The sequence below is a fragment of the Devosia sp. genome (genome assembly GCF_041917035.1).
GTDB lineage: Bacteria > Pseudomonadota > Alphaproteobacteria > Rhizobiales > Devosiaceae > Devosia_A.
Genome location: NZ_JAYRYM010000446.1, coordinates 1 through 1,605, shown reverse-complemented (window position 1 = coordinate 1,605; position 1,605 = coordinate 1). Strand labels below are relative to the sequence as shown.

At 72.5% G+C, this 1,605-nt stretch carries 3 protein-coding genes; 2 read left to right on the top strand and 1 reads right to left on the bottom strand.

Annotated features, from left to right (window positions below):
* Positions 1–165, top strand: a 165-nt coding sequence (locus tag ACE3TU_RS22165) for a divergent polysaccharide deacetylase family protein (protein ID WP_374628018.1), incomplete at its 5' end; no start/stop codon positions are given.
* Positions 158–688 (top strand): RNA pyrophosphohydrolase, encoded by a 531-nt coding sequence (locus ACE3TU_RS22160; RefSeq protein ID WP_374628017.1) that lies wholly within the window; start codon positions 158–160, stop codon positions 686–688. The genes ACE3TU_RS22165 and ACE3TU_RS22160, both read left to right, overlap by 8 nt.
* Here ACE3TU_RS22160 and ACE3TU_RS22155 read toward each other — a convergent pair.
* Positions 685–1,605, bottom strand: a 921-nt coding sequence (locus ACE3TU_RS22155) for an RNA polymerase sigma factor (protein WP_374628016.1), incomplete at its 5' end; no start/stop codon positions are given. The two genes, ACE3TU_RS22160 and ACE3TU_RS22155, sit on opposite strands and share 4 nt — an antisense overlap.

The following is a 1,605-nucleotide window of genomic DNA, read 5'->3' as shown; positions in this document are numbered from 1 at the left end:
CTCGCCGCGCTCGAAGCCGAGGCGCAGGCATCGGGCAGCGCCATCGGCATCGTCTCGGCCCTGCCGGTGTCGATCGACACGGTGGCCGAATGGGCGCGCGGGCTCGCCGACAAGGGGATCGAGCTGGTGCCGGTGAGCGCACTGATGAAGGACCAGAATGGCTGACCGCGAGAAGATGCCGTATCGGGACTGTGTCGGGACGGCGGTGTTCAATGGCGACGGGCTGGTGTTCATCGGCCGCCGCAAGCCCGAGGACGATGCCGAGGCGCCCGCCGATACCGGCGCTCCCTGGCAGATGCCGCAGGGGGGCATCGACAAGGGCGAGGCTCCGTATGACGCCGCGCTGCGCGAACTCTACGAGGAAACCTCGATCCGATCGGTCGAACTGATCGCCGAGGCGCCCCGGTGGATCCACTACGACCTGCCCGACGCGGCGCTCGGCATCGCGCTCAAGGGCAAGTATCGTGGCCAGCGGCAGCGCTGGTTCGCCTTCCGCTTCCTCGGCGAGGAGGCGGAGATCGAGGTGACCCGCCCGGGCGGCGGCCGGCATCCGGCGGAATTCGACCGCTGGCGCTGGGAGCGGCTCGCGGCGCTGCCGGACCTGATCGTGCCGTTCAAGCGCGCCGCCTATCTCGAGGTCGTCGCGGCCTTCCGGGACATTCCGGCACGGCTCGGGGGCCGTGGCTAGGGCGCTTCCCCGGATACCGCGGCGATGCGGCTCTCGAGGAATCGGCGCTCTGCCGCCTGCCGGGTGAGCGCGAGGGCCCGGCGGTAGGCCGAAAGCGCCGCCGCGGAATGGCCCAGCCGCTGCAACAGATCGGCGCGTGCGGCGTGCGCATAGCGATAGCCGTCGAGTTCGCCGCTGGCCAGCAGCGGCTCGATCAGGGCAAGACCGGCCGCCGGCCCGTCGCGCATGGCGATCGCCACGGCCCGGTTGAGCCGGACGATGGCGGAGCCGTCGGCGCGCAGCAGCAGGTCGTAGAGCGCGGCGATCGCGGCCCAGTCGGTCGCCCCCGGGTGTGCGGCCCGGCAGTGCTCGGCGGCGATCGCCGCTTCGATGGTGTAGGCCGAGAGCGGCGGGCGGGCGAAGGCGGTGCGGACCAGCGCCAGGCCGGCCTCGATCCGGTCCCGGTCCCAGAGGCGCCGATCCTGGTCATCGAGCAGAATCAAGCCGCCGTCGCTGCCGGTGCGGGCGGCACGGCGCGCGTCCTGCAGCAGCAGCAGCGCGAGCAGGCCCTCGGCATCGGCGGCGCCGGTCAGCTCGACCAGCGCCCGGGCGAGCCGGATGGCCTCGGTGCAGAGCTCGGCGCGGATCGCCGCCTCTCCCTGCGATGCAGCGTAGCCCTCCGAAAAGATCAGGTAGATGACGTGCAGCACCGCATCGAGCCGGCCGGCCCAGGCGTCCGGCTCGGGGACCGCGTAGGGCAGCGCCAGGTCACGGATACGCGCCTTGGCGCGCACGATGCGCTGCGCCATCGCCGACGGGGTGGCGAGGAACGCAGCGGCCACTTCCTCGGTGGTGAGGCCGCAGACCTCGCGCAGCGTCAGGGCGATCTGCGCGTCCGGCGGCAGCTCGGGGTGACAGCACACGAAGATCAGCCGCAG